Genomic DNA, 26,477 nt, shown 5'->3' on the forward strand with positions numbered 1-26,477 from the left:
CCGGAAGGACCGTCATGACCGACCCCCACGCCTCCCACGACCCGCGCCGTGAGGCCGCCCGGCCGAGCTGGTACGGGTCCGAGGCCGGTGCGGGCTCCTCCGGCACCGGCTCCTCCGCCGCCGGCTGGCCCGACGCCCCGGCCGGCGACGCCGACCGCGCCGCCTGGGACCGGGCCCCCTCGTACGCCGAGCAGGAGGGGCAGACCCGCCCCGCCTACGGGCAGCCGTACGGCTACGGCCAGGACGCGAACACCGTCCCCGCCTACGGCTACGGGCAGGGCACGCCCGGCCACGGCTTCGGAGCCCCGCTGCAGCCCGGCCAGACCGACGGCGTCGGCCGCTCGGTGGCGTCCATGATCCTCGGCATCATCTCCGTGGTGGGCGGGTTCACGTTCCTCCTCCCGCCGATCGTGGGCGTGGTCCTCGGCCACATCGGCCTCAAGCGCGAGCCCCACGGCCGCGGCATGGCGATCGCCGGCCTCGTGATGAACTACGTGTCCCTCGCCCTGCTGCTGCTCGCCGTCGTGTTCCTCGTGATCCTGGTGATCGCCGGGATCTCCCTGGGCGACTACACCTCGACCTGACCGGCCGGCTCAGCCGGCCAGCAGCAGCTCGAGGTGCGCGGCCAGGGCGAGCAGGGGCGCGGACGTGCCGGGCCGGCCGATGAGCTGGACGGACCAGTTCAGGCCCCGCTCGTCCCGGAGCACGGGCACCGCGACCGCGGGCAGGCCGAGCACGTTGACCATCGAGGTGTAGGGCGTGAACGCGCACTGCGCCTCGTAGTTGGCCTCGGGCTCCATCGCCAGGAAGTGGCCGACCGGCGGGGGCGCGGTGGCCAGCACCGGGGTCATCACCACGTCGACGGCGGCGAACTGCGCCCGCACCCCGCGCGCCCACTCCTCGAGCCGGTGGGCGGCGTCGTCGAGCTCGGCGCGCCCTGCGGCCCGGGCCGTGCGCAGGAAGTGCGCGGCCACCGCGCCCACGTGGGCCTCGGCGTCCTCCGGCAGCGGCGCCCGGAGCAGCCCGGCGGTCCACACCGTGCGGAAGTCCCGGTGGTAGTCCTCGCCGTAGTAGGGGGAGAGGTCCTCGACCGCCTGGCCGCCCGCGTCCAGGGCGGCGGCGGCCTTCGTCAGGGCGGTGACGGCGGGCCGGGCCAGGGAGATCTCGAGGTTGGAGGCGAAGGGCGAGGCCGTGGTGACGCCGATCCGGCGGGCGTCGACGGCGCCCCCGGCCCGGGCGGTCTCCACGGTGCGGCGCAGGTCCGGCAGCACCCGGCCGGGCAGACCCTCGGGGGAGAGCAGCACGTCGTAGAGCAGGGCGGCGTCCTCGACCGTGTGGGCCAGCGGGCCCGACACCGTGAGGTTGCGGACCGTGTCCGCGTGCTCGTCCATCGGCAGCTCCCCGCGGCCGGGCTTGAGGCCCACGAGCCCGCACGCGGCGGCGGGGATGCGGATGGACCCGCCCCCGTCCGAGCCCGGGGCGAACGGCAGGATCCCCGCGGCGACGGCGGCCGCGGCCCCGCCCGAGGAGCCACCCGCGGTGCGGGCGGGGTCCAGGGGGTTGCGGGCCGGCGCCGTGACGAGGTTCTCCGAGTAGGAGTCCAGGCCGAACTCGGGCACGGTCGTCTTGCCGAGGGTGACCGTGCCGGCCGCGCGCAGGCGGAGCGCGAGCGGGTCGTCCTGCGCGGCCGGCGGCGCATCGGCCAGCAGGGCGGAGCCGAACCGCGTGGGCATCCCGCGCACGTCGATCAGGTCCTTGTACGCCAGCGGAAGGCCGTGCAGGGAGGCGGGGGCGCCGTCGTCGTCCGGGGCGGGGGAGGTGTGCGGACCGGGCACGGCCCGGGGTGCGACGCGCGGGTGGGCCGCGTCCAGCTCGGCCGCACGGGTCCGGGCGCCCTCGGCGTCGAGGAGGGCGAACGCGCCGAGGTCCGCGTGGGCCTGGGCCGCGGCGAGGGCCGCCTCCGTGACCTCCCGGGCGCTCAGCGCCCCGGCGGCGAGGTCCTCCCGCAGGCGCACGGCCGAGCGGTCCAGGAGCCGGGCCGGGCCGGGGGCGGAGGGGGTGCGGTCGTCGTCGGCGGCGGGTGCGGCGTCGGAGGTCTGCATGCGGCCGAGCCTAACGGGCGTGGGCCGGGTCATGGACGGCGGGGCCTTCCTGGGACGTCCGGGCGGGTGGCTACGCTGAAGCCATGAGCGCCTTCGAGACCGTCGATGTGAACGAGATCCCCGCCGATGCGGCCATCCTGGACGTCCGCGAGGACGACGAGTGGGCCCTGGGCCGCGCCGCCGGTGCCCAGCACATCCCGCTGGGCCAGCTGCCGGACCGGCTCGAGGAGTTGGACCCGGACACGGACTACTACCTGATCTGCCGCACCGGCGGCCGCTCCGCTCGCGCCGCCGAGTTCATGACCGGCCGCGGCTACTCGGCCATCAACGTGGCCGGCGGCTCCGGCGCGTGGCTCGAGGCCGGCAAGCCGATGGAGGCCGACGGCGACGCCGAGCCCACCGTCAAGTGACGGGGACGGGCTCCGCTGACGCGACGCCGTCGCGCCTGCGCTACGCCTTCCTCGGCCCGGCCGGCACCTTCACCGAGGCCGCCCTGCGGAAGGTGGCGGACCCGGCCGAGGCCGAGTTCGTGTCTGCGGGCTCCGTGCTGAGCGCCGTGGCGGCGCTGCGCAGGGGGGAGGTGGACCGCGCCGTCGTCCCCATCGAGAACTCGGTGGAGGGCGGCGTCTCCGCCACCGTGGACGAGATCGCCCTCGGGGAGACGCTGCAGATCCTCGCGGAGGTGCACGTGCCCATCAGCTTCGTGCTCGTGGGCCGGCCCGGCGTTGCGATCGAGGACGTGCGGCGCGTGACTACGCACCCCCACGCCTGGGCGCAGGTGCGCGGCTGGGCCGAGACGGCGCTGCCGGGTGTGGATTTCACGCCCGCCCCGTCGACGGCGGCCGGGGCCGGCCTCGTGGCCCAGGGCGACTTCGACGCCGCCGTGTGCGCCCCGCTCGTGGCCGAGCAGACCGGGTTGCCGGTGCTCGCCGAGCGGATCGAGGACGTGCCGGGCGCCGTGACGCGCTTCGTGCTGCTCTCCCGGCCGACGGCCCTGCCCGCGCCCACGGGAGCGGACAAGACCACGCTGGTGGTGCCGCTGCCGGAGGACCGGCCCGGCGCCCTCGGGCAGATCCTGGCCGAGTTCACCACGCGCGGGGTGAACCTCTCCCGCATCGAGTCCCGGCCGACCGGCGAGGGCATCGGGCGGTACTTCTTCTCCCTCGACCTCGAGGGGCACCTGGCGGAGGCCCGCGTGGGTGATGCGCTCGCGGCCCTGTACCGGGAGTACCCCGACCTGCGGTTCCTGGGCTCGTACGCGCAGGCCGAGCCCGTGCCCACGAGGGTGCCGGCCGAGTTCACCGACGCCGCGTATCGCTCCGGCCGCGCCTGGGTGGAGTCCCTCCGCTCCCGCTGAGGCCCGGGGGGCCACTTTCGTTCGGGAAACGGCGGCCCCAGGGCCACTTTCGTTCGGGAAACGGCGGCCTCGAGAGACTTTCGTTGACGAAACGGGACGATCACCGCGACGACGGGCCGTCGTCGCGCTTCCCGTCCGCGCGTCGCCCCGGCGCCCGTTTCCCGAACGAAAGTGGTGGGGAAGCCGCCGTTTCCCGAACGAAAGCGGGGACGGGGGGTCAGATGTGCGGGGCCGGTTCCGGGACGGGGGCGGCGGCGGAGACCCCGTCGTCGCGGACGGAGGCGTCGTCCTCGGCCACGAGCATCACGACGAGCGAGTCCGGCTGCACGCGGGCGTCGAGGGCGGTGATGACCCCGGTGGCGTCGCCGTCGAGCTGGGAGGGCATCGGCTCGGCGAACTCGACCTTCACGCGCTGGGCCTGCTCCATGTGCATCGCGGGGACAGAGCTGCGGTGCCGGGTCACGGTCTTCACGGCGATCCGCGCCCAGTCGAGCGCGTGCCGGGGCGAGAGGACCATGACGTCGAGGAGGCCGTCGTCGAGCTTGGCCTGGGGCAGCAGCTCGACGCCGCCCGTGAGCATCCCGCAGTTGGCCACCATCACGGTGCGCACCTTGAACCGGCGGGGCTGACCGCCGTCGAGGGCCACGGTCACCTCGTGCCGCTTGCCGCGCAAGTGCCGTATGCCGGCCTCGCTGTAGGCCAGCCAGCCGGCCAGGTCCTTCAGCTCGTCCTTGGTGTCGCCCATGATGTCCGCGTCGTAGCCGGCGCCGCCGATCACGGTGAAGGTCTGCCGGGTGACGCGCCCGTCCTCGTGCGTGAAGCGGACGTCCACGGTGTCGATGCGTCGCTGCCGGCCCCCCACGGCGATCCGCAGGCAGTGCTCGACGTCGTTGATCGGCAGGTCCAGGTTCCGGGCCAGCAGGTTCCCGGTGCCCAGCGGCACCACACCGAGGGCGACGTCGGTGCCGGCCAGCTGCTCGGCCACGGTGCGGACCGTGCCGTCGCCGCCCGCGGCGATCACGAGCCGGGCGCCGGCGCCGAGGGCCTGCCGCGCCATCGCGGTGCCGGGATCGTCCTCCTGGGTCTCGAGCACGAGCACCTCGCCGAGGCCCTCCGCCTCCGCGAGCCGCTCGAGCTCGCGCCGCACCTGGCCCGCGTTCGTCTTGATGGGGTTCAGCACCAGCGCGACCTCGTGGCGGCCCGTGCCGATCCCGGGCACCTTCTCCAGCCGGCGCTGCACGCCGCCCACCCGCGCGTCGAGGGCGTCCACCCGGAGACGCATCCGCTTGTGCTGCACGCCGAGGCGGACCTGGCGCGCCGCCAGCACCACCACGACGACGATCAGCACGGCCAGGAGCACCAGGGCGGCCAGCGCCATCCACCACTCGGGAGTCATGCCCCGAGTCTAGGCGTCGGCCCCGCCCGCTAGGCTGGCGCACGTGATCGACGTCAAGGACCTCATCGAGCAGCCCGAGAAGTACCGCGCCTCCCAGGAGGCCCGCGGGGAGGACGCGTCCCTCGTGGACCGCGTGGTCGAGGCAGACGCGGCCCGCCGCTCGTCCATCGCGGGCTTCGAGCAGCTGCGCGCGGAGCAGAAGGCCTTCGGCAAGCGTGTCGCCCAGGCGAAGGGCGAGGAGAAGCAGGCCCTGCTGGCCGAGGTGAAGGACCTGGCCGCGCGCGTGAAGGAGGCCGAGTCGGCCGCCGGCGCCGCCGAGGCCCGCCTCGCGGAGCTGCAGCGCGCCTTCCCGAACCTGATCGTCGACGGCGTCCCGGCCGGCGGCGAGGACGACTTCGTGGTCCTCAAGGAGGTCGGCACCCCGCGCGACTTCGCCGCCGAGGGCTTCGAGCCGCGCGACCACCTCGAGCTCGGCGAGCTGCTCGGGGCGATCGACATGGAGCGCGGCGCGAAGGTCTCCGGCGCCCGGTTCAGCTTCCTCACGGGCGTGGGCGCGCGTCTCGAGCTCGCCCTGATGCAGCTGGGCCTGGACCTGGCCCTGGAGAACGGCTTCGTGCCGGTCATCCCGCCCACCCTGGTGCGTCCGGAGACCATGCAGGGCACCGGCTTCGACGTCGAGCACGACGACGAGATCTACCGCCTCGAGCGCGACGACCTGTATCTGGTGGGCACCTCCGAGGTGGCCCTGGCCGGCTTCCACGCGGGCGAGATCATGGACGTGTCCGCCCCCGTCCGGTACGCGGGCTGGTCCACGTGCTACCGCCGCGAGGCGGGCTCGGCGGGCAAGGACACCCGCGGCATCATCCGCGTGCACCAGTTCAACAAGCTGGAGATGTTCATCTACGCCGCACAGGAGGACGCGGAGGCGGAGCACGCGCGCCTGCTGGCGTGGGAGGAGCGGATGCTGGGCGCGATCGAGGTGCCGTACCGCGTGATCGACATCGCCGCCGGCGACCTCGGCCTCTCCGCCGCCCGCAAGTTCGACTGCGAGGCCTGGGTCCCCACGCAGGGCACCTATCGCGAGCTGACGTCCACCTCGAACTGCACCACGTTCCAGGCTCGCCGTCTCAACATCCGCGAGCGGGTCCGCACGGAGGACGGCTCCAAGGGCGGGACCCGCATGGTGGCCACGCTCAACGGCACCCTGGCCACCACCCGCTGGATCGTGGCGATCCTGGAGAACCACCAGAACGCGGACGGCTCGGTCACCGTGCCCGCCGCGCTGCGCCCCTACCTCGGCGGGATGGAGCGCTTCGAGCTGGTCTGAGCGGACGACGTCGACCCCCGGCGGCGTCGGCCGCCTCGCCCGCCTGCCCCGCGGCGCCCCTGCGGTTCACCCGCGCGTCGCCGTCGTGTCCGGGCCGTGTGGTTGGGTGGGGGTCATGACGAAGAAGCTCGTGTGCCTGGACGTGGACGGAACGATCGTGGACCATGACGGCCATCTGCATGAGCCCGTGCGCGCGGCCGTGCGGGCCGTGCTGGACGCCGGGCATCACGTGGTCATCGCGACGGGCCGCTCCCGCGGGGCCACCCTGCCCGTGGCCCGCTCCCTGGGGATCGACGCCGGCTTCATGGTGTGCTCCAACGGCGGGGTCACGCTGCGCCTGGACCCCGAGCTGGAGGAGGGCTACGAGGTCACGGACCTGCGCACCTTCGACCCGCGCTCGGTCCTGACCCAGCTGCGCCACCGCCTGCCCAGCGCCAAGTACGCGCTCGAGCTGCCGGACGGCACCTTCCGCTCCACCGAGCGGTTCCAGGACACGTCCTTCGGCGTGGCCGCGGAGGGCGTCACGTTCGAGGAGCTGATGGACACCACGGCCGTGCGCCTCGTGGTGTTCTCCACGGACTCCTCCGCCGAGGAGTTCGGCCGCGCGGTGGAGGGCCTCGGCCTGTCCGGCGTGACCTACTCCGTGGGCTGGACGGCGTGGCTCGACGTCGCCGCGGCGGGCGTGACCAAGGCGTCCGGGCTCGAGGCGCTGCGCACCGTGCTGAAGGTGGCCCCCGAGGACACCGTGGCCGTGGGCGACGGCCGCAACGACATCGAGATGCTCCGCTGGGCCGGCCGCGGCGTGGCCATGGGCCAGGCCGTGGAGGAGGTGGTGGCCGCCGCGGACGAGGTCACCGGGCACGTGGACGAGCACGGGCTCGCCACGGTGCTGCGCTCGCTCCTCGAGGAGCCGGCCGCGGCCTGAGCGGCGCGACCGGCCCGGGCCGCCGGGTCAGCCCCCCGCCAGCGTGAGCAGGCGTGCGGCGGCGGGGCGGCAGGCGTGCTCCTCGTTCCAGTAGGAGCGCTGCACCGCCTGCGAGACGGCCTGCGCCGTGATCCCGAGCGCGGCGGCCGCCGGCTTCTGCTGGCCGCGCACCCCGGGCACCAGCAGGTCCAGCACCGCCCACTCGGCGTCGGTGCGGGACCACACGAGCTGCCCGACGAGCCGCAGCACGGCCTCGGCCTCAGCCGCCGCATCCTCGTCCCGGCCGCGCACGGCCAACGGGATCCGCGCGGTGGACACGGCCGCCGCCTCCACGGCCCGCCGCGCCGCCGCGAGACCGGGCCCGCCTGCGTCGTGCAGGTCCCCGGAGGCGGGCACGCCCGCCGCACCGTCCGCGTGCGTCACCGTCCCGACGCCGACCCCCACGTTCCAGCGGCGCGGCCGCAGGGCGCGCAGCGCCACGTCCACGGCGACGTGCGGGTCCTCGACGGCGCCGATCAGCTCGTCGCCCACGGCGCGCTGGAACGGGAGCACGACGGCGTCGCCCAGCCCCGGCACGTCCTGGAGGGCGCGCAGGAACGCGTCCACGCGGTCGCCGGCGTCGAGGGTGTCCCGCTGGTTGATGGTGAGCACGAACATGGTCGTCGATTCTGCCAGCCCGCAGACGACGCCGGCCGCCCACCCCGAGGGGTGAGCGGCCGGCGTCGCGCGCGTGGGCGGTGCGGGGGTCAGCGGCCCTGGGGCTCGTCCGTCTCCTCACCCTCCTCGGTGGCCGGCTGCGCCTCCTCGGTGTCCACCTGGCGGCCCTGGGGCTCGTCGGTCGGGGACTCCTCGCCCTGGGCGTCGAAGCGCTGGATGGAGGCATCGAGCTCGGCCTCGGCGGCCGGGCGGCCCTCCCAGCCCTCGGCCTTGACCCACTTGCCCGGCTCGAGGTCCTTGTAGCGGGTGAAGAAGTGCTCGATCTCCTGCTTGAGGGACTCCTCCACGTGCTCGAGCTCGGTGATGTGGTCGTAGCGCTTGTCCGCCGGGACGCACAGCAGCTTGGCGTCGCCGCCGCCGTCGTCGGTCATGTTGAACACGCCGACCGGGCGGGCCTCGACGACGCAGCCCGGCACCAGGTCGAAGCCCGGCAGGTACACGAGGGCGTCCAGCGGGTCACCGTCCTCGCCGAGGGTGTTCTCGAAGTAGCCGTAGTGCGTGGGGTACTGCATGGAGGTGAAGAGCACGCGGTCCAGGCGCAGGCGGCCGGTCTCGTGGTCGAACTCGTACTTCACGCGGGAGCCCGCGGGGATCTCGATGGTGACGTCGTGCGCCATGACTCTCCTTCGCACAGAGGGTGGGGTGTCCGGGCGGCGCGGCGCCGACCGGCGGTGCTGCCGTCAGCCTACCGGGGGCGTCCGTCATGATGGACGCATGGGACAGGTGGACACGGGGCGCGCTGGGCGTCGGGATCGACGCACGGAACGCCCCCGGAGCCGCTCGCTCCCCGCCGTCCTCCTGGCCGCACTCGCGGCCGTCCTGGTCGCCTGCGGGCCCGTGACCGCGCCGACGGCCCCGTCGAGCGCGTCCGCCTCGACTTCGACCGCCGCGCCGACGTCGTCGTCCCCGTCCGCCGGCCCCACCGCGGCCGAGGTGGCGGCCGCCGTCGAGCCGGGGCTGGAGACGTCCCCGGGCACGGTCTCCGCCGAGTTCCGCGACCTGGCCACCGGCGAGGTGCTGTACGCGCGGGACGCGGACGAGCCCGTGGCCCCCGCGTCCTCGCTCAAGGTGCTCGCCGCCGCGGCCATCGTCTCCGCCCTGGGTCCTGAGACGACCCTGCAGACCACCGTGGTGGCCCAGCCCACCGCGGACGGCGCGGCCACCGAGCTGGTGCTCGTGGGCGGCGGCGACGTGCTGCTGGGCACGGGCGCCTCGGACTCGACGCACGTCTCCGGCCGCGCGGGCCTGCGCACCCTCGCGGAGCAGACCGTGGCCGGGCTGGTCGAGGACGGCGTCACCGGGCAGGTGGTGGTCAGCGCGGACCTGCGGCTCTTCGCGGACCGCACGGCCCTGAACCCGCGCTGGACGTCGGACATCCCGGAGAGCGGCAACATCGCGCCGGTGCAGCCGTTGGCCACCTACGGCGGCCGTGAGGCCCCCGGCACCGGGGAGGACCGCATCGAGGACCCGGCGCAGTTCGCCGCGCTCACCTTCCAGGCCGCGCTCGACGACGCGGTGGCCGCCTCCGGCGCCGACCTCGAGGTGGGTCTGCGGGACACGATCCCGGCCACCGAGGTGCCGCGCGCCACGGTCCTCGCCGCCGCCCCCGTCGCGGGCGTGGAGTCCGCGCCCGTGGGGGAACAGGTCGCGTACCTGCTGGCCCACTCGGAAAACCAGGTGGTCGAGGCCCTGGCCCACACGGCCGCGCCCGCCGCCGACCTGCCCGCCACCCACGAGGGCGCCACGCAGCTGCTGACGGCCACCGCCGAGGACCTCGGCGTGGACACCGCCGGGATGGCGCTCGTGGACTCCTCCGGACTCTCCCCGGACAACCGGGTCAGCGCGGGCCAGCTGGCCGGCGTCGTGGCCGGGGTGGCCCGCACGCCCGCCCTGGGCGCCGTGCTGGAGGGCCTGCCGCGGCCCGGCGAGGACTCCACCGTGGGCGACCGGTTCCCGGCTGCCCCCGCGCGGCAGGCCGTGGCCGCGAAGACCGGCACGCTCGACCAGACGGTCTCCCTCACCGGCACCGTCACCACGACGTCCGGGCGGGTCCTCGCGTTCAGCATCATCTGCTCGGATCTGCAGTGGAAGCTGGAGCCCGCGCGCGCGGCGGTCGACGAGGCCGTCAGCGCCGTCGCCGGGCTCTGATCCGAGGTCCGGGCCCTGTGATCTGATGGAGCCCATGAGCGACGACCACGCGACCGACCGCCCCCGCGCCGCGGCGGACGCCGAGCCGGGCGGCCTCGCCGAGCCGGGCCCCGCCGTCGCCCACCCGGTGGACTGGGCCTTCGCAGCACGGACCGCACGGTCCCTCGCCGGCGCCGGCCCCCGGTTCACGCCGCGGGAGGCGACGCGCGAGGCGGAGGGCCTGCGTGCCGCCGCGGAGGCCGCCGTGCCGCACGTGCACCGCCTGACCGGGCTCGAGGCGGCACGGGACCTGCGCGACTCGCAGGTGCTCGTGGTGGACCGTCCCACCTGGTCGCGCGCCGCCACTCAGTCCTTCGCCACGCTGCTCGACCCCACGTTCGCGCATCTGCGGGACACCCGGCCCCGCGAGCACGCCGCCGCCACCACCCGCGTCACCCGGCACGCCACCGGCCTGGAGATGGGCGGGATCCTCGCGTGGATGTCCGGGAGGATCCTCGGCCAGTACGACCCGTTCATCGCGCTGCCCGGCCCCGGGGGGACGGCGGGCGGCCCCGCCGGCGGACGCCTGCTGCTCGTGGCCCCGAACGTGGCGCAGGTCCGCGCGGAGATCAACGTGGACCCGGCGGACTTCCGCCTCTGGGTGTGCCTGCACGAGCAGACCCACCGTGTGCAGTTCGCGGCCGCGCCCTGGCTGCGCGAGCACCTGCGGGCCGAGATCACGGCGCTCACCGTCGGCCTGTTCGACAAGGCTGAGTCCCTGCCCGAGCGCCTGCGCTCCGCGCTCGCGGCGGCGAACCCGCTGGGTCGGGAGGCCGACGCCGGCCGGATCGGGACACGGGACGGACACGACGCGCAGGACGCGGCCCCGGCCCGGCCCGTGCCGGGCCTGCTCGGTGCGATCCAGGACGAGGAGGACCGGGAGCGCCTGTCCCGGCTGACGGCCGTGATGTCTCTGCTCGAGGGGCACGCGAACGTGGTGATGGACGGCGTCGACTCCTCCGTGGTGTCCTCCGTCAAGACCATCCGCCGCCGCTTCGACGAGCGCGGCGACCGTCGCTCGCCCCTGGACCGCATGCTCCGCCGTCTGCTGGGCATGGACGCCAAGATGGCCCAGTACCGCGACGGCCAGAGGTTCGTGGCCACCGCCGTGGCCGAGCTCGGCATGGCCGGGTTCAACGTGGTCTGGGACGCCCCCGAGCTGCTGCCGAGCGAGGCCGAGCTCCACGCCCCCGAGACGTGGGTGGCGCGCATCCGTGCCCAGGCCTGAGGTGCGGGACCCGGGGCCGACGCCGGCGGGCGGGGCCGGCGGCCTGCCCGCGGTCGGCGCATGGCCGCCGCGCACCCGCTGGCCCGAGCCCCTGCACCGGGCCGTCGCGGCGGTGCGGGAGGCCCTGGCGGGCGACGGGGCCTGCCGCGCGGATGCCGTGTCGGGCCGGGCGGGGAACCACTCCCGCGGCCTCGTCGCCCTCTCCGGCGGCGCCGACTCCCTCGCGCTCGCCTTGGCCTGCGCCGTCCTCGTGGGCACCCGGGAGGGCCGGCGACTCAACCCGATCGGCGCGGCCGTGGTGGACCACGGGCTGCAGTCGGGCAGCGACGCGGTGGCAGCGGCCGCCGCCGGCGTCGCCCGCATCCTCGGTCTGACCCCGGTCACCGTGACGCGGGTCGAGGTGGCCCGCACCGGCGACGGCCCCGAGGCCAACGCCCGGCGTGCCCGCCGGGAGGCCCTCGCCGCCGCCGCCCGGGACGCCGTCCCGGGGGCGGGCGCCGCCGTCGTCCTCACCGCCCACACCGCCGACGACCAGGCCGAACAGGTCCTCCTCGGGCTCGCACGCGGGTCCGGCACGCGGTCCCTCGCGGGGATCCCGGCGCGCGGGACGCTGCCGGGCGGGGCCGCCGTCGTCCGCCCCCTGCTGGGCCTGACCCGCGCGGACACCGAGACGATCTGCCGCTGGGCCGGGCTGACCTGGTTCGAGGACCCGCACAACCGCGATCCCGCGCTGCTGCGCTCGCGGGTCCGCACCCGCGTGCTGCCCGCGCTCGAGGACCCCGACGCCGGCCTCGGCCCCGGCGTGCGGGCCGGGCTGGTGCGCACCGCGGCCATCGCGGCCGAGGACGCCGCGGCCCTCGACGCATGGGCCGGCGACGAGTTCACCCGGCTGCGCGTCGACCCGCCCGCCCGGGACCCGCGCGTCGTCTCCCTGGACCTGGATGCCCTGGCCGCGCTGCCCGCCGCCGTGCGCCACCGCGTGATCGCGCGCGCCGCCCGCGCCGCGGGAGGGCAGGCCCCGCCCCGCGAACGGATCCTCGCGGTGGACACCCTCGTGACGGGCGCCCACGCGGGGGGCACGTCGGCCGGTCCGGTGGAGCTGCCCGGCGGGGTGGCCGCGCATCGGGCGTGTGCCAGACTGGACCTCATCCCCCGCCTGCCCGGTCCCTGACTGCGGCCCGGCCCGGCATTCCCGCACGAGCACTCACCAGGAGCGGCGCATGGACGCACAGGATGTTCAGAACGACCTCACCCACGTCCTCATGTCCCGCGAGGACGTGCAGGACACGATCACGGACCTGGCCCGCCAGATCGACCGCGACTACGCGGACAAGGACCTGCTCATCGTCGCCGTGCTCAAGGGCGCCGTGATGGTGGTCGCCGACCTCACCCGCGCCCTGCACTCCCACGTGGAGCTGGACTTCATGGCCGTCTCCTCCTACGGCTCCGGCACCAAGTCCTCCGGCGTGGTGCGCATCCTCAAGGACCTCGACGCGGACCTCACGGGCCGGCACGTCCTGATCGTCGAGGACATCATCGACTCTGGCCTCACCCTGTCCTGGCTCAAGGCCAACCTGGAGTCCCGCGGCCCGGCCTCGGTCGAGATCTGCACCCTGCTGCGCAAGCCGGAGGCCATGAAGGTGGACATCGACGTGAAGTACGTCGGGCGGGACATCCCCAACGAGTTCGTGGTGGGCTACGGCCTGGACTATGCGGAGAAGTACCGCAACCTGGACTTCGTGGGCACGCTCGCCCCGCACGTGTACAGCTGACCGCGGGCCCGGCCCGGCGGGGCCCGGCGGGGCCGACCTGTCACGTGTGGTGTCGCTCCGATGCCGGATCTCCGCCCCATTCCGACTCCCTGCGTGACAGGTCGCCGGCGCTCTCGAGGTGACGGCGCACCTCCACGATCACGCGCGTGAATCCTCGGCGAGCGTCGGAGGAGGACACGGTGATGTTCCGGTAGGCCCGTCGCTCGAAGGCCGCGTTGCGCTGCACGTCGCGGTCGATCTGACGATCCGCGCCGTGGTGGCCGCCGTCGTAGTGCAGGGCCACTCTCGCCTGCCGATAGCCCAGGTCCGCCGTCGCGGGGTGGTGCAGGGAGAACTCCGGGTCCCAGACCTCGAGCTGCAGGTCGGGCTCGGGGAGCCCGGCGGCCGTCAGCGCGAGCCGGAGCCGCGTCTCCTTCGGCGAGTGCGCCCCCACCCGGACCAGCGTGGCGGCGGTGCGGAGCCGTCGTCGCCGGTTGTGCGCGGACGGGCTCGCCTCGGCCGCCTGGGCCAGGGCCGCCCGGGTCCGCTCGGCGGCGCCCGGACCGCCGGACAGCTGCGCCCGGCGGACGAGATGGTCGCCGAGGATGACGAGCTCGTCGTCGTCGAGCAGGGCCGCGAGGTCGACCCAGAGACGGGGCGGGGCGGTGACGTACCAGGCCAGCGCGCCGAGCCGCACGCGCTCCACGTCCGCGGGCGGGAGCGCTGTCCGGTGGGAGGTGACGCCGGGGAGGGCGAGGCGGCCACGGTCACGCGGGCGGCTCACGTGGACGCCGTCCCCCGCGTCCAGTCGCTCCGGCAGCCAGATCTCCCGGGCGCGGGCCGCGGTCTGGTGCGACACCACCGTGGTGGCGCGGTGCCGGGCGAGCCGCAGCAGCAGCTCGCATTGGGTGGCCGAGAGCGGGGTGCTCCACCGGTAGGGGGAGGAGCCGGCCACGGGGCGCTCGACGGCGGCCGGGGCGGCCTCCCGCCGGCGGTAGAGGCCGCGGGAAGCGGGGCGTTCGACGTCGGAGCGACGCAGCCGGTTGCGGTCGAGGCCGGCGGCCCTCGCCTGCGCGGCGGTGAAGGGGCCGTCCAGCAAGGCCACGGGAAGCGGGGCGGGGCGACGCATGGTGCCAGCCTGGCGCGGTGGGGCGGGCGGCGTCCTGGGCCGCCGTGGCTCTGGGGAGGAGTGCGGGTGCGCGGGGGTCTGTGCAGGCGGGGACGCAGGGGCGCGAACGCAGCGCCGGCGACCTGTCATGCAAGCGGTCGCTCTGAGGTGCGATCCACGCGCCATTCCGACCCCTTGCATTCCCGGGGGACGTCAGGACGGTGCTGGCCGACGTCGTCGCCGGCTGACCGCCCGCGCCCTGTCCACCTGACGCGAACAGTCAGCGGACACCCGGGCCGGGCCGGTACCGTGGGGGCTTGACCCGGGCGCGACGTCGGCCCTGCGCCGGCCCCGGCCGCACGGCGGCCGCCCCGGGCAGCCCGGCCCCCGCGGCAGACCAGGAGACACTCGGACCGTGAAGAAGCTGTTCAACAAGCCCTACGTCTGGATCCTGCTGGGCCTGCTGGTCCTCGCGGTCGCGATCCCGCTGACCACGTCACAGAGCGGCCGCACCATGGTGGACACCAACGTGGGCATGGCCCTGCTGAAGGACGACAAGGCCGCGCAGGCCCGCGTGGTGGACGGGGACCAGCGCGTGGACCTCACCCTGCGTGAGCCGTACAAGCAGGACGACCGGGACCTCGGCAAGGAGGTCTACTTCTACTTCGCCGCCGCGCGCGCCACGGACGTGGTCACCGCGGTGGACGACTCGGCCCTGGACGGCTACACGGACGAGCCGGTGCGGAGCAACTGGTTCCTCTCGCTGCTCGGCTTCATGGTCCCGTTCCTGCTCATCGCACTGCTGTTCTGGTTCCTGATGTCCCGCATGCAGGGCGGCGGCGGCAAGGTCATGCAGTTCGGCAAGTCCCGCGCCAAGCTGATCAACAAGGACAACCCGGACGTGCTGTTCAAGGACGTCGCGGGCGCGGACGAGGCCGTGGAGGAGCTCCAGGAGATCAAGGAGTTCCTCACCGTGCCGGACCGCTTCCGCGCTGTGGGCGCCAAGATCCCCAAGGGCGTGCTGCTCTACGGCCCGCCCGGCACGGGCAAGACCCTCTTGGCCAAGGCCGTGGCCGGTGAGGCCGGCGTGCCGTTCTACTCGATCTCCGGCTCCGACTTCGTGGAGATGTTCGTGGGCGTCGGCGCCTCGCGCGTGCGCGACCTCTTCGAGCAGGCCAAGTCCAACGCCCCCGCCATCATCTTCGTGGACGAGATCGACGCCGTCGGCCGGCACCGCGGCGCAGGCATCGGCGGCGGCAACGACGAGCGCGAGCAGACCCTGAACCAGATGCTCGTGGAGATGGACGGCTTCGACGCCTCCACGAACGTCATCATGATCGCCGCGACCAACCGCCCGGACGTCCTGGACCCGGCGCTGCTGCGCCCGGGCCGCTTCGACCGCCAGATCCCCGTGGACGCCCCGGACCTCGAGGGCCGCGCCAAGATCCTCGAGGTGCACGCGCAGGGCAAGCCGATCGCCCTGGACGTGGACCTGCGCTCCCTGGCCAAGCGCACCCCCGGCTACACGGGTGCGGACCTGGCCAACGTGATCAACGAGGCCGCGCTGCTCACGGCGCGCTCGAACAACAACGTGATCGACAACCACGCCCTGGACGAGGCCGTGGACCGCGTGATGGCCGGCCCGCAGAAGCGCACCCGCCTGATGAACGAGCACGAGCGCAAGGTCACCGCCTACCACGAGGGCGGCCACGCGCTCGTCGCGGCCGGGCTGCGCAACTCCGCCCCGGTCACCAAGATCACGATCCTGCCCCGCGGCCGCGCCCTGGGCTACACGATGGTGGTCCCGGAGGACGACAAGTACTCCGTCACCCGCAACGAGCTCCTGGACCAGCTCGCGTACGCGATGGGCGGGCGCGTGGCGGAGGAGATCGTGTTCAAGGACCCGTCCACGGGCGCCGCGAACGACATCCAGAAGGCCACGGACACGGCCCGCAAGATGGTCACCGAGTACGGCATGTCCGCCAAGGTGGGCGCCGTCAAGCTCGGCGGCGGCAGCTCCGAGCCCTTCATGGGCGGCGCCGCCGGCGGCTCCTCCCGCGAGTACTCCGAGGAGCTGGCGTACCTGGTGGACGCCGAGGTCCGCACCCTGCTGGACCAGGCCCATGCCGAGGCCCACTGGGTGCTCACGGAGAACCGGGACGTCCTGGACCGCCTGGCCTACGAGCTGCTGGAGAAGGAGACGCTCACCCAGGAGGCCATCGCCGCCATCTTCGCGGACGTGCGCAAGCGGCCCGAGCGCGGCGTGTGGCTGGCCTCGGACGACCGGCTCCCGCAGGACATCCCGCCGGTGCTCTCCCCCTCCGAGCGCCGCTCGCGCCACGACGGCGGGCAGCAGACCCCCGTCGGCGTCGAGGGCACCACGGTGCCGGTGCGTCCGGAGGGCGCGCCGCCGTCGTCGCTGGGCGGGGACGCGGCCGGCCCCGGCCTGCCGCCGCACGGCGGTCCGAGCAACACGCCGGGCCCCGGCGAGGGACCGACCTTTTGACCGCGCAGGAGGCCCGCATGACAGCCCACACCCCCGACGACGCCGTCCCCGGCACGTTCGACCCGGACTCGACCGCGGTCGACCGGCCGCGCATCGAGGCGGCGGTGCGGGAGATCCTGCTGGCGATCGGTGAGGACCCGGACCGCGAGGGCCTGGCGGACACCCCGGCGCGGGTGGCCAAGGCGTACGCGGAGTTCTTCGCGGGCCTGCACCAGAGCCCGGACCAGGTGCTCGGCACCACGTTCGACATCGCGCACGAGGAGCTCGTGCTCGTGAAGGACATCCCGTTCTACTCGACGTGCGAGCACCACCTGGTGCCGTTCCACGGCGCCGCGCACATCGGCTACATCCCCTCCGCCGAGGGCCGCGTGACGGGGCTGTCCAAGCTGGCCCGCCTCGTGGAGCTGTACGCGCGGCGTCCGCAGGTGCAGGAGCGGCTGACCACGCAGGTGGTGGAGGCGCTCATGGAGCACCTGGCCCCGCGCGGGGCGATCGTGGTGGTGGAGGCCGAGCACATGTGCATGTCCATGCGCGGCGTGCGCAAGCCGGGCGCGAAGACCGTCACCTCGGCGGTGCGCGGCCAGCTGCGGGATCCGTCCACGCGCTCCGAGGCGATGAGCCTCATCATGCACGGCTGAGGACCACCGACGGCGGAGGAGGACACGTGGACGAGAGCATCGACGCGGCGGCGCGGGAGGCGAACCGCGCCCTGCTGGGGCGGCTGCCCGCGGACCGGACCCTGGTCATGGGCATCCTCAATGTCACCCCTGACTCGTTCTCGGACGGCGGGGAGCACGCCACCGTCCGCGCGGCTCTCGACCACGCCCGGCGCATGGTCGCGGACGGCGCGGACATCGTGGACGTGGGCGGCGAGTCCACCCGCCCCGGGGCCCGCGCCGTGCCGCCGGCCGAGGAGCAGGCGCGCATCCTGCCCGTGATCGAGGCGCTGCTGGCCGAGGACGTCGTCGTCTCCGTGGACACGCGCCACACCGCCACCGCCCGGGCCGCCCTGGCGCTGGGGCCGGTGATCGTCAACGACGTCTCCGGCCTCGCCCACGAGGCGGAGATGCCGGCGCTGATCGCCGCGTCGGGCGCGCCATACATCCTCATGCACAACCGCGGGAACCCGCAGACCATGGACGGTCTGGCCGTCTACGCGGATACCGTCCCGGACGTCGTGTGCGAGCTGCGGGACGTGGCCGGCCGCTTCCTCGCCGCGGGCGTCGAGCCCGCGCAGCTGATCGTGGACCCGGGCTTGGGCTTCGCGAAGGCCGGCGAGCAGAACTGGGAGCTGCTGCGCGGCCTCGAGTGGCTCCGCGCCATGGGCCATCCGGTGCTCGTCGCCGCCTCGCGCAAGCGGTTCCTGGGCACCCTGCTGGCGGACGACGACGGCGCCCCGGCCCCGCCCGCCGCGCGCGACGCCGCCACCGCGGCGATCTCCGCCCTCGCCGCCGCCCAGGGCGCGTGGGGCGTGCGCGTGCATGACGTGCGCGCCAGCGCCGACGCCGTCCGCACGGCCGCCGCTTGGGTCGGGGCGCATGCCCCGCCGGGTGAGCCCGTCTCCGAGGACGTGCTGCCGTGACCGCCCGGGACCGCATCCGCCTGGCCGGGCTGTCCGCCGTCGGGCACCACGGGGTCTTCGACCACGAGCGCCGGGACGGGCAGCCGTTCGTCACGGACGTCGTCCTCCACCTCGACGCCGGCCCCGCCGCGGCCGGCGACGACCTCGCCCGCACCGCCAACTACGCCGAGGTCGCGGACACGGTGGTCCGCCTGGTCACCGGGGAGCCGGTGGACCTGATCGAGACCCTCGCCGACCGGATCGCCCGCGCCGTCCTCGCCGAGCAGCCCGTGGTGGCCGCCGTCGAGGTCACCGTGCACAAGCCGCAGGCGCCCATCCCGCACGACTTCGCGGATGCCGCCGTCACCGTGCACCGCACCCGGGGGGATCTCGCGTGAGCACCGTCGACTGGTCACACCCGGCCGAGGGCCCCGTGCCCGTCCCGGAGCTGGGCGCCCGCCCGGACGCGCCCGTCCCGGCCGTGCTGGCCCTCGGCGCCAACCTGCGCGAGCCCGCGCAGACGCTCGACGCCGCCGTCGCCGCCCTGTCCGCGCTGCCGCACATCACGGACGTCCGGGCCTCGCCCCGGGCCGTCACCGCGCCCGTGGGCGGGCCGCCGGGCCAGCCCGACTACCTCAACCAGGTGGTCACCCTGCGCACGGACCTCGCGCCGTGGGAGCTGCTCGCGGTGGCGCACCGGCTCGAGCAGGACCACCATCGGCGGCGCGAGGTCCGCTGGGGCGCGCGCACCCTGGACGTGGACGTGATCGCCTACGGGGACGTGCGCAGCGACCACCCGGACCTCACCCTGCCGCACCCCCGCGCGGCCGAGCGGGCCTTCGTGCTGCTGCCGTGGCTGTGGCTCGACGCGGACGCCACGCTCGCCGGCACGCCCGTCGCCGACCTCGCCGCCGTCGCCGCGGACGCCCCCGGGGTGCGCCGCCAGGAGCCCGAGCGGCACCGGCTGCTGGCCGGCACCGACGACGTCGTCCCGCTCCGCCCGGCACGCCCGGACGCACTCGGGAGGGAGGCCACGTGATCGCGCTGCGCTCCGGGTGGACCCTGCTCGTGGTGCTGGCGGCCGCCGTGCTCGGCTGGCTGGCCGGGCTCGCCGCGCCGTCCCTGGGCTGGCCTGCCCCCGTGGTGGGCCGCAGCGGCCTGATCACCGTGGCCGCGGTCTCCGTGCTGTGCCTCGCGCTGGGCTGGCGGGTGCGCCGCGACCGGGAGAAGCCCGCCGCCGCGCGGATGGACCCGCTCGCCGCGGCCCGCACCCTCGTGCTCGGCCAGGCCTCCGGCTTCGCGGGCGCGGCCCTCGGCGGCTGGCACGCCGGTGTGGCGGTGCAGGTGCTGCTGCGAGCCGGCGTCGGGGCGCCGACCGTGCGGGAGGCCGCCCTGCAGGCCGCCGGCGGTCTCGTCCTGCTGGTGGTGGGGCTGATCGTCGAACGGTGGTGCCGGATCCCTCCTGAGGAGGATGCGCCCGAGGGCGGTCGTGGGCAGGATGGGTCCCCGGACCGGGGCCGACCGGCCCGTCCCGAGACCGAAGGAGGGTATGCCCGTGCCCGGCATTGACCTGAGCGGCGTGGCCTTCACGCCGGCCTCGCCGCGGCTGACCACGGTGAAGCTCATCGCCACGTCCATCGGCCACCTGATCTGGCTTGCCGGGTTCTCCGTGCCGCTGATCCTCAAGCTCACCGGCCCGTGGGCGGGGATGGCCGCGTGGGCCGCGTGGGGGCTGCCGGCCGTCGTCGTCGTGTCCTGGATCGTGGACCTGATCCTGATCCCGCGGCGCGTGCGCGCGATGGGCTGGGCCGAGCGCGAGGACGACGTCCTGTGGCGCGAGGGCATCCTGTTCCGCAGCGTATACGCGGTGCCGTACGGCCGCCTGCAGTACGTGGACGTCTCGGACGGCCCGCTGCTGCGCCGGGCCGGGCTGCAGACCCTCACCCTGAAGACCGCCGCCGCGGGCGGGGACGTCACCCTGGAGGGCGTGCCCCGCGAGAGGGCCGAGGAGCTTCGCGAGGTCCTCATGGCGCGCGGCCAGGCGCGGCTGGCGGGCCTGTGAGCGCCGCCGCCCCGCCCCCCGCCGACGACGCCGGCTGGGTCCGCGTCCACCCCGCCTCGCCCTGGGTGCGCGGCTGGACCTTCCTGCTGCTGATCCTGTTCTTCGTGGGCCGCAACGCGGTGGAGGACTTCGCGGCGGGCCGGTTCAGCGGGGAGGACGTCCCGGGCGGCGGAGACGGCAGCCTGCTCGTGGCCGGCGGCATCCTGCTGGGGGCCACCCTGCTGATCAGCCTCGTGTTCTTCTTCTCCTGGTGGTTCACCCGGTTCCGCTGCGGGGAGGACCGGATCGAGCTGCGCCAGGGCTGGCTCTTCCGCAGCCGGCGGCAGATGCGCTACGACCGCATCCAGGCGGTGGACCTGCAGCACCCCCTCGTGGCCCGGCTGCTCGGGCTGGCCACGGTGAAGGTCGAGGCGGCCGACGGCGGCGAGTCCGCGCTCGAGCTGTCCTTCCTGCGCCGCGCCGAGGCCGAAGCGGTGCGCCGGGAGATCCTGGACCGCGCGTCGGGGGTGCTCGGGGGAGCCGGGGCGGACGCGTCCGCCCCGGAGCGCGCGGCCGAGCCCGGCCTCCCCGACGCCGATCCCGACGCCGTGGACGCCGGCGAACTCATGCTGCAGGTGCCCGCGGGGCGGCTCCTCGGCTCCGTCCTGCTCTCCGGAGGCGTGCTGGGGGTGCTGGCCGGGTCCCTGATCTGGCTGGGCGGTCTCGCCCTCGTGGTCGCGCTGCTGCCCGAGGCGGTGCTGGACGAGGGGGAGACCCTGACCGGGATCGGCGCGGCCGCGTCCCTGCCCGCCCTGTTCTCCGTGGCCGGCGTCGCGTGGTCCCGGCTGAACGCCGGCTGGGGCTTCCAGGTGCGCCGCTCACCGGACGGGCTGCGGCTGCGGCACGGGCTCACCGAGACCACCCACCAGACCGTTCCCCCGGGGCGGGTGCAGGGGGTGACCGTCTCCCAGCCCGTGTTCTGGCGTCCCTTCGGCTGGTATCGGGTGAACATGGCGGTGGCCGGCTACGGGCAGGAGTCCGACGGCGCCCGGGACGTGGCGCTGCCCGTCGGCCCGTGGGAGGACGTGCTCCGCGTCCTCACGGTCGTGGCCCCGGAACCGGGCCTGGACGGTGATCCGCGCGCCGCGCAGGGGCTGACCCCCGCCGGGCTCATGCACCTGGGCGTGCACGGCTCCGGCACGGAGGGGGGCTTCCAGCACGTGCCGCGGCGCGGCAGGTGGTGGTTCAACTGGTTCGCCTGGCGGCGGATCGGCTTCACGACGACGCGGTCCCTGCTGGTGGTGCGCAGCGGCTGGTTGAACCGCCGGCTGCAGACCCTCCAGCACGAGCGCGTGCAGGCGGCCGAGCTGGCCCAGGGCCCGGTGCAGCGACGCCTGGGTCTGGCCACGGTGCGCGTGTGGGTCGCGGGGGCGAAGGCCGTGGTCCGCGACCTCGACGAGGACGTGGCCGTGGACCTGTACGCCCGGGAGGCCCGGCACGCGGCCGTCTCGCGTCGCCTCGCCGACCGCGACCAGTGGATGCGCCCTGAGGAGCTGGCCCGCTTCGAGCAGCGCACGCGCGAGGTCGCGGCCACCGAGGTGGGCCGCCGCGAACTGGCGCGGGCCGGCGTCGCCGGCGGTGCCGGCGTCGGGGAGGAGAGCGGGGCAGACGTCCCCGCCGTGCGCAGCGAGGAGGAGCGATGACCGGCGGACTCGACCTGAGCCTGGACCCGCACGACCCGGCGCAGCGGCCCGGGCGGCTGGGCGTCGGCGTGGTGAGCGCGGGCCGTGTGGGGGCCGTGCTGGGCTCGGCGCTGCGGGCTGCGGGCCACACGATCACGGGCGTGCACGCCGTCTCGGAGGCCTCGCGGGACCGCGCGGAGATGCTCCTGCCGGGCGTGCCCGTCCTGGAGATCCCCGAGATCCTGCGCCGCTCGGAGATGGTCGTCTTCGCCGTCCCGGACGACGCGCTGGGCGCGCTCGTGACCGGCCTGGCCGCCGCGGGCCACGTGCAGACCGGCCACCTGCTCGTGCACACCTCGGGCCGCTACGGGGTGGGGGTGATGGAGCCGGTGCGCGCGCACGGGGCGATCCCCCTGGCGATCCATCCGGCCATGACGTTCACGGGGCTGAGCCTCGACGTCGCCCGGCTGCAGGACTGCGTGTTCGGCGTGACCGCGGACCCCGTGGTGCTGCCCGTGGCCCAGGCGCTCGTGGTGGAGATGGGCGGCGAGCCCGTGGTCGTGAAGGAAGCCGACCGGGCGGCCTACCACCTGGCGCTGTCCCACGGGTCGAACCACCTGGTGACGCTGACGGCGCAGGCCCGTCAGATCCTGGAGACGATCGGGGTGGCCGACCCGGAGCGGGTGCTGCGCTCGCTCATGACCGCCGCGCTGGAGAACGCGCTCACGGACGGCGACGGCGCCCTCACCGGCCCCGTGGCCCGCGGTGACGTCGACACGCTGCGGACCCACCGTGAGACCCTCGGCGAGCTCGAGGCCGGGGGACTGCCGGCGGACGTGCGGGCCGTGTGGGAGACCCTCGCCCGCGCGACGACCGACCGCGCCGAGACCCGCGGCACCCTGCGCGCGGACACGGCGGCGCGGCTGCGCGAGGTCCTCGACGGCTCCGACGACCCCCACGACGACTGACCGATCCCCCTCCGCCCCCGCCCCCCGCTTTCGTTCGGGAAACGGCGGGTCCCGGGCCGCTTTCGTTGACGAAACGGGCGCTTCCGGCGGCGTTCACGTCACTGGGACGGGACCCCGGGACCGCGCCCCGGCCGTCAGAGGCGCCCGTCGCGGATCGCGGCGACGACGCCGTCTGCTGCGTCCTCGATCTGCCGGTACATCTCCTCGAACTGCGGCCGCGGACACCCGTACGGATCGGGGACCTCGCGCACCCCGGCGCTGTCCGCATCCGACGCGAACTCGCCCATCAGGTGGATCCGGTCCCGCTGCTCGTCCGTGGTCGCGAGCCGCCGCGCGTCGGCGAGGTTGGCCTCGTCCATCACAAGGATCAGGTCGGCGTCGTCCACGAGGTCGGTGGACAGCTGCACCCCCACCGTCGGGAACTGGTAGCCCAGTTCGCCGCCGACCTCGCGGGTGAGGTGATGCGGCCGGGCGCCCACGTGCTCGCCGGACGTGCCGGCGGAGGTGACCTCGACGTCGTCGAGACCAGCCTCCGCGAGCTTGCGGTTCAGCACGGCCTCGGCGGCGGGCGAGCGGCAGATGTTCCCCAGGCAGACGGTCATGATGCGCATGGGGCCAGTGTCTCAAGTCCGGGCGGGGGCGGCGGACGACGACGGCCCGCACGCTCGCCTCGTCGCTGGCGGCACCACATCGGGTGCGTCCACGAGTGCTCCCGCTGGAGGATCGGAGGCCTCCGGCGGTCCGTCCCCCGGTTCCTCGCCGTTTCCCGAACGAAAGCGCTGTGACACGCCGCGGTTTCCCGAACGAAAGCGCGGCCGGCGCCGCCTGCTTCGGCAATGACGGCGCCCGACGCGCCTGGCAGGATGGAGGCCATGACCGACCAGCCCGAGATGAGCCCCCTGACCGAGCCCGAGCGGGAGTGGGTGCGCGTCCGTCGCGACTTCGCCGCGCAGGAGGGCGTGGACCACCTGGACCTGGACGCGGTCGCCGCCTACTACGACGCCGTGCTGGCCCGTTCGCAGGCCGAGGCCGAGGAGCTGGACCCCGAGGAGCTGGCGGTGCTGCTGGACGTCGTCGCGGTGCTGCTCGGCGAGCACCTGGGCGCGCGCCACGGGATGCAGTGGGTGACGGTCGCGGATGAGGAGGGGCCCGCCCTCGCGCTGCGGGACACCCTCTCGGACGCCGTCGTCTTCCCGCAGCCGGTGGTCGGCCAGAGCTGGAACCATCAGGCCACGGGGGAGTGGATGGGCGAGTACGTCGACTGGCTCGGCGAGCAGCTCCAGCAGATCCGGGCCGACGCCGGCACCCTGCCCGGCGCCTGAGGCGCGGCGGGCACCGGGGCGGCCCGCCCTCGAGGCCACCACCCCGCCGCCCTTCGTCTTGCCCGGATCACGTGCGGGCCGATAGAAACGAACGCATGACCTCCACCCCGGACAGCCCGGACAACACCCCCGCCACCCCCTTCCACGACCTCGACGCCTTCACCGCCCTGCCGCGCGTCGCCGGTCTCACCCTCAGCCCGGACGGCGCCCGCCTGGTGACCACCGTCGCCACCCGGGACGCGAAGGGCACCGGCTACGCCACCGCCCTCTGGGAGGTCGACCCCGCGGGCGAGCGCCCCGCCCACCGCCTGACCCGCTCCCGCGAGGGCGAGGCCGGCGCGCAGTTCGCCGCGGACGGCACCCTCTTCTTCACCTCCGCCCGTCCCGACCCCGCCGACGCCGAGGCCGAGAAGCGCAGCGCCCTGTGGGCCCTGCCGGCCCGGGGCGGCGAGGCGCGCGTGGTGCTCTCCCGCCCGGGCGGTGTCGCCGCGGTCACGTGCGCCTCCGCGGCGGACCGCGTGGTCGTCACGGCGGACCGGCTGCTCGGTGCGACCACCGAGGCCGAGCACGCGGCCCTCGCGCAGACCCGCAAGGACGCCGGCGTGGACGCCATCCTGCACACCGGCTACCCCATCCGCTTCTGGGACCACGACCTCGGCCCCGCCCGCCCCGAGCTCTTCGTCCTCGAGGCCGGCCCGGACCCGCAGGGCGAGCCCGCCACGGACGCCGACGCCGCCGAGCCCGGCCCCGCCGCCTCCGGCCTGGCTCCCGAGGCCGACGACGTGGCGCACCACCTGCGCCACGTCTCCGGATTCCCTCGCTCCCACGCGTTCGGGATCGGCGCGCAGGTGGCCCCGGACGGCTCGTTCCTGATCACCACGGCCACCACCGCCGAGGCCCGCGGCAACGTGCGCGAGGGCACGGTGGTGCGCGTGGACCTGGCCACGGGCGAGCACCGCGTCCTGCACGACGTCCCCGGTGAGGACGTGGCCGTCGGCCCCGTCAGCCACGACGGCACGCGCGCCGTCGTCGTCCGCACCCCCGACTCCACCCCGCACTCCGCCGTGCACCCGCGCCTGTACGTGATGGACACGGCCACGGGCCAGACCACGCCCCTGGCCCACGGCTGGGACCGGTGGGCCGACGTCGTCGCGTGGCTGCCGGACGACTCCGCGGTGATCGCGCTCGCGGACTCCGAGGGCCGCCGCCCGGTGTTCCGCATCGAGGTGGCCACCGGCGCCGTCGCGCAGGTGACCCGGGAGGACGAGGCGTGGACCGACGTCGTGCTCTCCCCGGACGGGGCCACGGCCTACGGCGTCCGCTCCTCCTACCTGTTCCCGCCGGAGGTGGCGCGGATCGACCTGGCCACGGGCGAGGTCACCCGCCTGCCGAACCCCGTGGAGCGCCCCGCGATCCCGGGCACCCTCGAGGACGTGGAGACCGTCGCCGAGGACGGCACGCGCGTGCGCGGCTGGCTCGTGCTCCCCGAGGGGGAGGCGCCGGCCGGCGGCCACCCGCTGCTGCTGTGGATCCACGGCGGGCCGCTGGGGTCGTGGAACGCGTGGAGCTGGCGCTGGACCCCGTGGATCATGGCGGCGCGCGGCTACGCGGTGCTGCTGCCGGACCCGGCGCTGTCCACGGGCTACGGCCAGGACTTCATCGAACGCGGCTGGGGCCGCTGGGGCCAGGCGCCCTACACGGACCTGATGGCGCTCACGGACGCCGTCGTGGCGCGTGAGGACGTCGACGGCGACCGCACCGCCGCCATGGGCGGCTCGTTCGGCGGCTACATGGCGAACTGGGTGGCCGGGCACACCGATCGGTTCCGGTGCGTGGTCACGCACGCCTCGCTGTGGGCGCTGGACGGCTTCGGCCCGACGACGGACGCCGCGTTCTACTGGGCCCGCGAGATGGACGAGCAGATGCAGCAGGAGAACTCTCCGCACCGGTTCGTGGGGGAGATCGTCTCCCCGATGCTCGTCATCCACGGCGACAAGGACTACCGCGTGCCGATCGGCGAGGGGCTGCGCCTGTGGTCGGACCTGCTGGCGAAGTCCGGGCGGCCGGCCGCCGCGGACGGCACTACCGACCACCGGTTCCTCTACTTCCCGCACGAGAACCACTGGATCTTCGCCCCGCAGCACGCGAAGGTCTGGTACGAGGTCGTCCTCGGCTTCCTGGGCGAGCACGTCCTCGACGCCGGCGCCCCGGTGGCCCCGGAGACGCTGGGGCTGACGCGGCCGTCGTCGACGGCGGGCTGAGCCGCCGGGCCCGGCGCCGCGTGTGACCGGCGCGGCGC

The 26,477-nt window shown here is 75.2% G+C and carries 26 protein-coding genes; 20 read left to right on the plus strand and 6 right to left on the minus strand.

Going from position 1 to position 26,477, the window contains the following annotated elements:
- Positions 1-14 precede the first annotated feature (14 nt).
- Positions 15-584: a DUF4190 domain-containing protein gene (locus MLUT_RS12115; protein ID WP_010079686.1), complete on the plus strand. Its 570-nt coding sequence runs from the start codon at positions 15-17 to the stop codon at positions 582-584.
- A 9-nt stretch (positions 585-593) separates the two neighbouring features.
- On the opposite strand, the gene MLUT_RS12120 is transcribed toward MLUT_RS12115, so the two are convergent.
- A complete protein-coding gene (locus tag MLUT_RS12120; protein WP_010079685.1) occupies positions 594-2,102 on the minus strand; it encodes an amidase in 1,509 nt (502 codons plus the stop codon).
- 83 nt (positions 2,103-2,185) lie between these two features.
- Between MLUT_RS12120 and MLUT_RS12125 the strand changes: the two genes are divergently transcribed.
- Together MLUT_RS12125 and pheA are read left to right on the plus strand one after the other, a co-directional pair.
- Positions 2,186-2,512 carry a rhodanese-like domain-containing protein gene (locus MLUT_RS12125; protein ID WP_010079684.1) on the plus strand — a complete coding sequence of 109 codons (327 nt, stop codon included), beginning with the start codon at positions 2,186-2,188 and terminating at the stop codon, positions 2,510-2,512.
- The gene (gene pheA, locus MLUT_RS12130) at positions 2,509-3,459 is read left to right on the plus strand and encodes a prephenate dehydratase (RefSeq protein ID WP_010079683.1); all 951 of its coding nucleotides are present in this window, start codon (positions 2,509-2,511) and stop codon (positions 3,457-3,459) included. The genes MLUT_RS12125 and pheA overlap by 4 nt, the downstream gene beginning before the upstream one ends.
- 217 nt (positions 3,460-3,676) lie before the next feature.
- On the opposite strand, the gene MLUT_RS12135 is transcribed toward pheA, so the two are convergent.
- Positions 3,677-4,855 (minus strand): diacylglycerol/lipid kinase family protein, encoded by a 1,179-nt coding sequence (locus MLUT_RS12135; RefSeq protein WP_010079682.1) that lies wholly within the window; start codon positions 4,853-4,855, stop codon positions 3,677-3,679.
- A gap of 43 nt (positions 4,856-4,898) precedes the next feature.
- Between MLUT_RS12135 and serS the strand changes: the two genes are divergently transcribed.
- On the plus strand, positions 4,899-6,182 hold the full coding sequence (gene serS / locus MLUT_RS12140) for a serine--tRNA ligase (RefSeq protein WP_010079681.1): 1,284 nt from the start codon (positions 4,899-4,901) through the stop codon (positions 6,180-6,182).
- Positions 6,183-6,297: 115 nt separating this feature from the next.
- Positions 6,298-7,107, plus strand: coding sequence for an HAD family hydrolase (locus MLUT_RS12145; RefSeq protein WP_010079680.1), 810 nt, complete (start codon positions 6,298-6,300; stop codon positions 7,105-7,107).
- 27 nt (positions 7,108-7,134) lie between these two features.
- Here MLUT_RS12145 and MLUT_RS12150 read toward each other — a convergent pair whose 3' ends face one another.
- Entirely contained in the window at positions 7,135-7,764 is a 630-nt protein-coding gene (locus MLUT_RS12150) for a hypothetical protein (protein WP_012750696.1), read from the minus strand.
- A gap of 89 nt (positions 7,765-7,853) precedes the next feature.
- Positions 7,854-8,441: an inorganic diphosphatase gene (locus tag MLUT_RS12155; protein ID WP_010079677.1), complete on the minus strand. Its 588-nt coding sequence runs from the start codon at positions 8,439-8,441 to the stop codon at positions 7,854-7,856.
- Positions 8,442-8,661: 220 nt separating this feature from the next.
- On the opposite strand from MLUT_RS12155, the gene MLUT_RS12160 reads away from it, so the two are divergent.
- The 4 genes from MLUT_RS12160 to hpt are packed head-to-tail and all read left to right on the plus strand — an operon-like array spanning position 8,662 to position 13,011.
- Entirely contained in the window at positions 8,662-9,972 is a 1,311-nt protein-coding gene (locus tag MLUT_RS12160) for a D-alanyl-D-alanine carboxypeptidase/D-alanyl-D-alanine-endopeptidase (protein WP_231936621.1), read from the plus strand.
- Between the two features lie 34 nt (positions 9,973-10,006).
- Positions 10,007-11,239 carry an Rv3626c family coenzyme F420 biosynthesis-associated protein gene (locus MLUT_RS12165; protein ID WP_010079675.1) on the plus strand — a complete coding sequence of 411 codons (1,233 nt, stop codon included), beginning with the start codon at positions 10,007-10,009 and terminating at the stop codon, positions 11,237-11,239.
- A complete protein-coding gene (gene tilS, locus MLUT_RS12170) occupies positions 11,226-12,410 on the plus strand; it encodes a tRNA lysidine(34) synthetase TilS (protein WP_010079674.1) in 1,185 nt (394 codons plus the stop codon). The genes MLUT_RS12165 and tilS overlap by 14 nt, the downstream gene beginning before the upstream one ends.
- Before the next feature lie 49 nt (positions 12,411-12,459).
- The gene (gene hpt, locus MLUT_RS12175; RefSeq protein ID WP_002858265.1) at positions 12,460-13,011 is read left to right on the plus strand and encodes a hypoxanthine phosphoribosyltransferase; all 552 of its coding nucleotides are present in this window, start codon (positions 12,460-12,462) and stop codon (positions 13,009-13,011) included.
- 40 nt (positions 13,012-13,051) lie between these two features.
- Here the strand turns inward: hpt and MLUT_RS12180 are convergent, their stop codons facing one another.
- Positions 13,052-14,119 carry a putative endonuclease domain-containing protein gene (locus MLUT_RS12180; RefSeq protein WP_010079673.1) on the minus strand — a complete coding sequence of 356 codons (1,068 nt, stop codon included), beginning with the start codon at positions 14,117-14,119 and terminating at the stop codon, positions 13,052-13,054.
- Positions 14,120-14,513: 394 nt separating this feature from the next.
- Here MLUT_RS12180 and ftsH point away from each other — a divergent pair, with 394 nt between their 5' ends.
- From ftsH to MLUT_RS12225, 9 genes are read left to right on the plus strand one after another with little or no spacing between them, the layout of a single operon-like run.
- The gene (gene ftsH / locus MLUT_RS12185; RefSeq protein ID WP_010079672.1) at positions 14,514-16,604 is read left to right on the plus strand and encodes an ATP-dependent zinc metalloprotease FtsH; all 2,091 of its coding nucleotides are present in this window, start codon (positions 14,514-14,516) and stop codon (positions 16,602-16,604) included.
- A 17-nt stretch (positions 16,605-16,621) separates the two neighbouring features.
- Positions 16,622-17,242: a GTP cyclohydrolase I FolE gene (gene folE, locus MLUT_RS12190; protein ID WP_010079671.1), complete on the plus strand. Its 621-nt coding sequence runs from the start codon at positions 16,622-16,624 to the stop codon at positions 17,240-17,242.
- 26 nt (positions 17,243-17,268) lie between these two features.
- A complete protein-coding gene (gene folP, locus MLUT_RS12195) occupies positions 17,269-18,186 on the plus strand; it encodes a dihydropteroate synthase (protein ID WP_010079670.1) in 918 nt (305 codons plus the stop codon).
- Positions 18,183-18,563 (plus strand): dihydroneopterin aldolase, encoded by a 381-nt coding sequence (gene folB / locus MLUT_RS12200; RefSeq protein ID WP_010079669.1) that lies wholly within the window; start codon positions 18,183-18,185, stop codon positions 18,561-18,563. Before folP ends, folB begins: the two co-directional genes overlap by 4 nt.
- The gene (folK, locus tag MLUT_RS12205; RefSeq protein WP_010079668.1) at positions 18,560-19,204 is read left to right on the plus strand and encodes a 2-amino-4-hydroxy-6-hydroxymethyldihydropteridine diphosphokinase; all 645 of its coding nucleotides are present in this window, start codon (positions 18,560-18,562) and stop codon (positions 19,202-19,204) included. The genes folB and folK overlap by 4 nt, the downstream gene beginning before the upstream one ends.
- Entirely contained in the window at positions 19,201-19,734 is a 534-nt protein-coding gene (locus tag MLUT_RS12210) for a DUF3180 domain-containing protein (protein WP_010079667.1), read from the plus strand. Before folK ends, MLUT_RS12210 begins: the two co-directional genes overlap by 4 nt.
- Positions 19,715-20,227 (plus strand): PH domain-containing protein, encoded by a 513-nt coding sequence (locus MLUT_RS12215; protein ID WP_010079666.1) that lies wholly within the window; start codon positions 19,715-19,717, stop codon positions 20,225-20,227. The genes MLUT_RS12210 and MLUT_RS12215 overlap by 20 nt, the downstream gene beginning before the upstream one ends.
- Complete coding sequence (locus tag MLUT_RS12220) at positions 20,224-21,909, plus strand: PH domain-containing protein (RefSeq protein WP_010079665.1); 1,686 nt, start codon at positions 20,224-20,226, stop codon at positions 21,907-21,909. Before MLUT_RS12215 ends, MLUT_RS12220 begins: the two co-directional genes overlap by 4 nt.
- Positions 21,906-22,856 carry a Rossmann-like and DUF2520 domain-containing protein gene (locus MLUT_RS12225; RefSeq protein WP_010079664.1) on the plus strand — a complete coding sequence of 317 codons (951 nt, stop codon included), beginning with the start codon at positions 21,906-21,908 and terminating at the stop codon, positions 22,854-22,856. Before MLUT_RS12220 ends, MLUT_RS12225 begins: the two co-directional genes overlap by 4 nt.
- A 134-nt stretch (positions 22,857-22,990) precedes the next feature.
- On the opposite strand, the gene MLUT_RS12230 is transcribed toward MLUT_RS12225, so the two are convergent.
- Positions 22,991-23,467, minus strand: coding sequence for a low molecular weight protein-tyrosine-phosphatase (locus MLUT_RS12230; protein ID WP_010079663.1), 477 nt, complete (start codon positions 23,465-23,467; stop codon positions 22,991-22,993).
- Between the two features lie 261 nt (positions 23,468-23,728).
- Here MLUT_RS12230 and MLUT_RS12235 point away from each other — a divergent pair, with 261 nt between their 5' ends.
- Together MLUT_RS12235 and MLUT_RS12240 are read left to right on the plus strand one after the other, a co-directional pair.
- Positions 23,729-24,178 carry a DUF3806 domain-containing protein gene (locus MLUT_RS12235; protein WP_010079662.1) on the plus strand — a complete coding sequence of 150 codons (450 nt, stop codon included), beginning with the start codon at positions 23,729-23,731 and terminating at the stop codon, positions 24,176-24,178.
- A gap of 95 nt (positions 24,179-24,273) precedes the next feature.
- Positions 24,274-26,439, plus strand: a complete 2,166-nt coding sequence (locus MLUT_RS12240; RefSeq protein ID WP_010079661.1) for an alpha/beta fold hydrolase — start codon at positions 24,274-24,276, stop codon at positions 26,437-26,439.
- Positions 26,440-26,477: the final 38 nt, after the last annotated feature.

It is taken from the genome of Micrococcus luteus NCTC 2665 (assembly GCF_000023205.1).
Classification (GTDB): Bacteria; Actinomycetota; Actinomycetes; order Actinomycetales; family Micrococcaceae; genus Micrococcus; species Micrococcus luteus.

Bases quoted from the DNA above. Each gene is read 5' to 3' on its own strand.
- MLUT_RS12240 (WP_010079661.1), top strand. From the start codon at position 24,274: ATGACCTCCACCCCGGACAGCCCGGACAACACCCCCGCCACCCCCTTC.
- MLUT_RS12145 (WP_010079680.1), top strand. From the start codon at position 6,298: ATGACGAAGAAGCTCGTGTGCCTGGACGTGGACGGAACGATCGTGGAC.
- MLUT_RS12225 (WP_010079664.1), top strand. From the start codon at position 21,906: ATGACCGGCGGACTCGACCTGAGCCTGGACCCGCACGACCCGGCGCAG.
- MLUT_RS12155 (WP_010079677.1), bottom strand. From the start codon at position 8,441: ATGGCGCACGACGTCACCATCGAGATCCCCGCGGGCTCCCGCGTGAAG.
- MLUT_RS12125 (WP_010079684.1), top strand. From the start codon at position 2,186: ATGAGCGCCTTCGAGACCGTCGATGTGAACGAGATCCCCGCCGATGCG.
- MLUT_RS12165 (WP_010079675.1), top strand. From the start codon at position 10,007: ATGAGCGACGACCACGCGACCGACCGCCCCCGCGCCGCGGCGGACGCC.
- MLUT_RS12115 (WP_010079686.1), top strand. From the start codon at position 15: ATGACCGACCCCCACGCCTCCCACGACCCGCGCCGTGAGGCCGCCCGG.
- hpt (WP_002858265.1), top strand. From the start codon at position 12,460: ATGGACGCACAGGATGTTCAGAACGACCTCACCCACGTCCTCATGTCC.
- MLUT_RS12230 (WP_010079663.1), bottom strand. From the start codon at position 23,467: ATGCGCATCATGACCGTCTGCCTGGGGAACATCTGCCGCTCGCCCGCC.
- MLUT_RS12150 (WP_012750696.1), bottom strand. From the start codon at position 7,764: ATGTTCGTGCTCACCATCAACCAGCGGGACACCCTCGACGCCGGCGAC.
- MLUT_RS12235 (WP_010079662.1), top strand. From the start codon at position 23,729: ATGACCGACCAGCCCGAGATGAGCCCCCTGACCGAGCCCGAGCGGGAG.
- MLUT_RS12180 (WP_010079673.1), bottom strand. From the start codon at position 14,119: ATGCGTCGCCCCGCCCCGCTTCCCGTGGCCTTGCTGGACGGCCCCTTC.
- folE (WP_010079671.1), top strand. From the start codon at position 16,622: ATGACAGCCCACACCCCCGACGACGCCGTCCCCGGCACGTTCGACCCG.
- MLUT_RS12215 (WP_010079666.1), top strand. From the start codon at position 19,715: ATGCCCGTGCCCGGCATTGACCTGAGCGGCGTGGCCTTCACGCCGGCC.
- MLUT_RS12120 (WP_010079685.1), bottom strand. From the start codon at position 2,102: ATGCAGACCTCCGACGCCGCACCCGCCGCCGACGACGACCGCACCCCC.
- MLUT_RS12135 (WP_010079682.1), bottom strand. From the start codon at position 4,855: ATGACTCCCGAGTGGTGGATGGCGCTGGCCGCCCTGGTGCTCCTGGCC.